The organism is Candidatus Symbiothrix dinenymphae, assembly GCF_001431085.1.
Genome location: NZ_BBRU01000456.1, coordinates 1 through 5,376, shown reverse-complemented (window position 1 = coordinate 5,376; position 5,376 = coordinate 1). Strand labels below are relative to the sequence as shown.

At 41.0% G+C, this 5,376-nt stretch carries 8 protein-coding genes; 5 read left to right on the top strand and 3 right to left on the bottom strand.

Annotation, left to right across the window (positions count from 1 at the left end):
- The 3 genes from ASC50_RS05055 to ASC50_RS05045 form a co-directional block, all read right to left on the bottom strand.
- A partial coding sequence (locus tag ASC50_RS05055) for a helix-turn-helix domain-containing protein (RefSeq protein ID WP_158648469.1) occupies positions 1-193 on the bottom strand: 193 nt, incomplete at its 3' end.
- 181 nt (positions 194-374) lie between these two features.
- Entirely contained in the window at positions 375-752 is a 378-nt protein-coding gene (locus tag ASC50_RS05050) for a type II toxin-antitoxin system VapC family toxin (RefSeq protein ID WP_056928776.1), read from the bottom strand.
- Positions 749-976: a hypothetical protein gene (locus ASC50_RS05045; RefSeq protein WP_056928777.1), complete on the bottom strand. Its 228-nt coding sequence runs from the start codon at positions 974-976 to the stop codon at positions 749-751. The genes ASC50_RS05050 and ASC50_RS05045 overlap by 4 nt, the downstream gene beginning before the upstream one ends.
- Positions 977-1,230: 254 nt before the next feature.
- Between ASC50_RS05045 and ASC50_RS05040 the strand changes: the two genes are divergently transcribed.
- From ASC50_RS05040 to ASC50_RS05020, 5 genes are all read left to right on the top strand, one after another.
- Complete coding sequence (locus ASC50_RS05040) at positions 1,231-1,572, top strand: hypothetical protein (protein WP_158648470.1); 342 nt, start codon at positions 1,231-1,233, stop codon at positions 1,570-1,572.
- Positions 1,573-1,707: 135 nt separating this feature from the next.
- The gene (locus ASC50_RS07520; protein ID WP_056928778.1) at positions 1,708-4,062 is read left to right on the top strand and encodes a leucine-rich repeat protein; all 2,355 of its coding nucleotides are present in this window, start codon (positions 1,708-1,710) and stop codon (positions 4,060-4,062) included.
- Between the two features lie 338 nt (positions 4,063-4,400).
- Positions 4,401-4,628, top strand: a complete 228-nt coding sequence (locus ASC50_RS05030; protein WP_056928777.1) for a hypothetical protein — start codon at positions 4,401-4,403, stop codon at positions 4,626-4,628.
- On the top strand, positions 4,625-5,002 hold the full coding sequence (locus ASC50_RS05025) for a type II toxin-antitoxin system VapC family toxin (protein ID WP_056928776.1): 378 nt from the start codon (positions 4,625-4,627) through the stop codon (positions 5,000-5,002). The genes ASC50_RS05030 and ASC50_RS05025 overlap by 4 nt, the downstream gene beginning before the upstream one ends.
- Positions 5,003-5,183: 181 nt before the next feature.
- Positions 5,184-5,376, top strand: a 193-nt coding sequence (locus ASC50_RS05020) for a helix-turn-helix domain-containing protein (RefSeq protein WP_158648469.1), incomplete at its 3' end; no start/stop codon positions are given.

Here is a 5,376-nt window from a genome sequence, read left to right as displayed (position 1 = left end):
CTTTGCGTTCATCAGCCAACATTTGGGCATGGATAGGGGTATACTTGCGCGTGCCTTTATTGCGCTCAATCTCCCTGTAAACTGTACTGGCAGAGACATTTACAATCTCTGCAATCTTCTCTTTCGGGGTACCTGTTTGCAGTAATGCAAAAATTTCGTACCTTTGCTCCTTGATTAGTTGTTTGTATTTCATACAACAAAAGTAAATAAATTAATCGAACAGGGAGAACTTTTCTCTCTGTTTTTTTACTTTTGTCGTTCTTAGAAGTTCTGTTCGCGACCTCTTTATTTACGAGCAAAATCTAGGTTGCTCGTAATAGCGATTTTTCGCAGTTACTAATTGAACTTACCAAACAACATTTCTAAACGCATATTCACCAAAAGTCAAGTTTTAGTTCGGGAATAAAAATAAAATCTTTGGTGTTGAGGGTGTATAGTTTTATATCGTAAAATAGTGCAGTAGAGGCAATAAGGGCATCGTGAAAATCAATTTTGTGGGACAAACAATAGTCTTCAACCAATTTTACCGCTTTCGTTGAAATCTCAGGCAAAATAGGCAATGTTTGAAAAACATTTAAATCTTTGTGAATAAATTGCAATTCCAACTTGTTTTTTGCACCATAAAAAAGTTCTGCACGCACAACATCAGAAATGACAATATCATCACTTTGCTTTATTTGTTCAACAACAGAAGCGATTTGTGTGTTTCCTCTGTATATTTCTATGAAAATATTTGTGTCGCAAAGTATCATATTTTTGATAGTTTATTAACTCCGGAGGCTTGCTTTCGGAGTTTTTTGGCATCAATGTTGCTATCTTTCCACATGCCAAAAGAGTCTGAGAATGGGACATATTTTTTGTTGGAATTAACGGCAGCTATTGTCGCTTCCACTTCTAAATCCCATGATTGGAGCATCTGAAGTAAAATGTTCATTTTACGTTGGTCGATGTCCGGTTTGATAGTAAGTTGTACCATAATATCTAATGTATAAATTATAACGCCGCAAAGGTACAATTTTTTTTTAATACATCCGGATGCAGAAAACAAGCAAAATTTGAATTTTGTTTCGTACCTTTGCCCACTTAAAACTTAAAAATAAAAACAACAATGAAACAGGAAAATTAAATTTGTAACATATTCATTATAGAGCTTTTGGCTCTTATTCTTACGCTTACGAAGTCTACCAAATTTCAAAGTACATGAGAATAAGTTGCGAAAGTTCACGCTGTGTGGCGGGGATTATTCGTGCTTATTTGATGTACAAGGGTTTTGGTAGAGCCGGTAAGCGTAAGATAAGCAATTCACGAATGGTTTCACGCTTTTTTCATTTTCAAATGACGGCAGATGCAGAAATAGACATTGGACAACAGATATTACAAAAATTGGCAGACAAGAAACGTTCTATCGCTTGGCTTGCCAGAGAGATAGATCGCGACAGGGGTAACTTATCTAAAACCTTGAAATGCAACTCTATCCATTCCAATTTATTGTATGATATTTCCATCGCATTGGAGGAAGATTTTTTTGCCTTGTATTCCAAAAAAATAGAAGAAACCCTGAAAAACGTGTGAAAGTTACATCAAAAGCGTGTGAAAGTTACACGCTTTTTTGTACTGTCAAAAAAAGTAATCCCGTACCTTTGCAGCGGTTTTTGATGCATCATATCAGGAACTAAGGAGTGTTAATAATTTAAAAAATTAAATAGAATGAACAAAAAAAACAAATTCAAATCATTGTTGGCGATAACAGGATTATTGCTGACATCAACTGCTGCTAATGCAGCAACAGGTTCGTGGACTTCAGGAAGTACCACGGTAGTGCTAACCGATGACAATGTCCTCACCATTAGTGGTACGGGGGCGATGAGTTATGCCTACTATAGTTCCAATAATGTACCGTGGCGTTATTCCAAGTCTTTCATTAAGACGGTGGTCATCAACGAGGGTGTTACCCACATTGCGCAGTATGCTTTTTCCGATTGCATCGATCTTACCTCCGTTACCATTCCTAACAGCATGACAAGCATTGGGAGTAGAGCTTTTCACAATTGCAGCGGTCTTATCTCCGTTTCCATTCCTAACAGTGTGACAAGCATTGGAGAGTATGCTTTCGTTTATTGCATCGGCCTTACCTCCGTTACCATTCCTAACAGCGTGACAAGCATTGGAGAGTATGCTTTTTCCGGTTGCTACGGATTAGATTCGGTTAGTGTAGCGTGGGCTACTCCGTTAGACATACCCAATAATGTATTTGATTTTCTTCCTAATACCGTGCAACTCATCGTACCCGAAGGCGCAGCTACCACTTATGCAGCTGTTGACGGGTGGAAAGATTTTTACATCGCAGGCACAGATTCTCCCATCGCTGCAAGCGGCTCTTGCGGAAGCGATCTTACATGGGAACTCACGTTCCACACCCTCACCATCAGCGGCACGGGGGCAATGTACGACTTTACCTATCAGAGTAGACCGTGGTATTCGTTCAGTACCGCCATCATTAAGACGTTGGTTATCAATGAGGGCGTGACCAGCATTGGGCAGAATGCTTTTATCAGTTGCAGCGGTCTTACCTCCGTTACCATTCCTAACAGCATGACAAGCATTGGGGATGCTGCTTTTCGCGGTTGCATCGGTCTTACCTCCATTACCATTCCTAATAGCGCGACAAGCATTGGAAATTCTGCTTTTGAGGGGAGCGGTCTTACCTCCGTTACCATCCCTGGCAGCGTTATTGGGGAAGGGGCTTTTCGCGATTGCGGCAGTCTTACCTCCGTTATCATTGGTGATGGCGTGACAAGCATTGGAGATTATGCTTTTTCCGGTTGCAGTAGTCTCACTTCCGTTACTATCCCAGACGGCGTGACAAGCATTGGAAATTATGCTTTTTCCGGTTGCAGTAGTCTCACTTCCGTTACTATCCCAGACGGCGTGACAAGCATTGAGAGTTGTGTTTTTTTCGATTGCAGCGGTCTTACCTCCGTTACCATTGGTAACAGCGTGACAAGCATTGGGAGTTCTGCTTTTCGCGATTGCAGCGGTCTTACCTCCGTTACCATTGGTAACAGCGTGACAAGCATTGGAGATATGGCTTTTTACGATTGCTCCGGTCTTACCTCCGTTACCATTCCTAACAGCGTGACAAGCATTGGAGGGTATGCTTTTCACGGTTGCAGCGGTCTTACATCCGTTACCATTTCTAACAACGTGACAAGCATTGGAAGTTATGCTTTTTCCGATTGCATCGGTCTTACCTCCGTTACTTGCCTTGCTACTACGCCGCCGACAAATAGCAGCGATTCTAATTTTAAGGTGCTTCTCGATACGCTGTATGTGCTTGCAAACTCATTGAACTCATACAAAAGCAATAATGGGTGGAACTACTCTTTTGAGAGAATATTCGCGGGGGTCGCGCTCGACAAAAGCACTGACACGCTTGCAGTAGATGGTTCGGTGCAACTCATTGCAACTGTTGCCCCCGGCATTGCAAACACCAACGTAACGTGGAGTAATCGCAACACGGCAGTGGCAACGGTGAGCAATAGTGGTTTGGTAACAGCAGTAGCGGTAGGTACAGATACCATCACCGTTACAACGGCTGATGGCGTTTTTACAGCAACTTGTGTAGTAACAGTGAACATCCCTGTAACGGACGTAACGCTCAACAAAGCCACCGCCTCTCTCTCCATCGGCGACACGGAGCCACTCACGGCAACCATTGCGCCTACCGATGCCACCAACAAAAATGTTACATGGAACAGCAGCGATATGAACGTTGCCACTGTGGATAACACAGGCTTGGTGACAGCTGTTGCCGCAGGTACAGCTGACATCACCGTTACAACGGAAGACGGCAGCAAAACGGCAACTTGTGTGGTAACAGTGAGCATCCCTGTAACGGACGTAACGCTCAACAAAGCCACCACCTCTCTCACCATCGGCGACACGGAACCATTCACGGCAACCTTTGCGCCCACCGATGCCACCAACAAAAATGTATCGTGGACGAGCAGCGACAATGTCTATTTCTGCATCTGCCGTCATTTGAAAATGAAAAAAGCGTGAAACCATTCGTGAATTGCTTATCTTACGCTTACCGGCTCTACCAAAACCCTTGTACATCAAATAAGCACGAATAATCCCCGCCACACAGCGTGAACTTTCGCAACTTATTCTCATGTACTTTGAAATTTGGTAGACTTCGTAAGCGTAAGAATAAGAGCCAAAAGCTCTATAATGAATATGTTACAAATTTAATTTTCCTGTTTCATTGTTGTTTTTATTTTTAAGTTTTAAGTGGGCAAAGGTACGAAACAAAATTCAAATTTTGCTTGTTTTCTGCATCCGGATGTATTAAAAAAAAATTGTACCTTTGCGGCGTTATAATTTATACATTAGATATTATGGTACAACTTACTATCAAACCGGACATCGACCAACGTAAAATGAACATTTTACTTCAGATGCTCCAATCATGGGATTTAGAAGTGGAAGCGACAATAGCTGCCGTTAATTCCAACAAAAAATATGTCCCATTCTCAGACTCTTTTGGCATGTGGAAAGATAGCAACATTGATGCCAAAAAACTCCGAAAGCAAGCCTCCGGAGTTAATAAACTATCAAAAATATGATACTTTGCGACACAAATATTTTCATAGAAATATACAGAGGAAACACACAAATCGCTTCTGTTGTTGAACAAATAAAGCAAAGTGATGATATTGTCATTTCTGATGTTGTGCGTGCAGAACTTTTTTATGGTGCAAAAAACAAGTTGGAATTGCAATTTATTCACAAAGATTTAAATGTTTTTCAAACATTGCCTATTTTGCCTGAGATTTCAACGAAAGCGGTAAAATTGGTTGAAGACTATTGTTTGTCCCACAAAATTGATTTTCACGATGCCCTTATTGCCTCTACTGCACTATTTTACGATATAAAACTATACACCCTCAACACCAAAGATTTTATTTTTATTCCCGAACTAAAACTTGACTTTTGGTGAATATGCGTTTAGAAATGTTGTTTGGTAAGTTCAATTAGTAACTGCGAAAAATCGCTATTACGAGCAACCTAGATTTTGCTCGTAAATAAAGAGGTCGCGAACAGAACTTCTAAGAACGACAAAAGTAAAAAAACAGAGAGAAAAGTTCTCCCTGTTCGATTAATTTATTTACTTTTGTTGTATGAAATACAAACAACTAATCAAGGAGCAAAGGTACGAAATTTTTGCATTACTGCAAACAGGTACCCCGAAAGAGAAGATTGCAGAGATTGTAAATGTCTCTGCCAGTACAGTTTACAGGGAGATTGAGCGCAATAAAGGCACGCGCAAGTATACCCCTATCCATGCCCAAATGTTGGCTGATGAACGCAAAG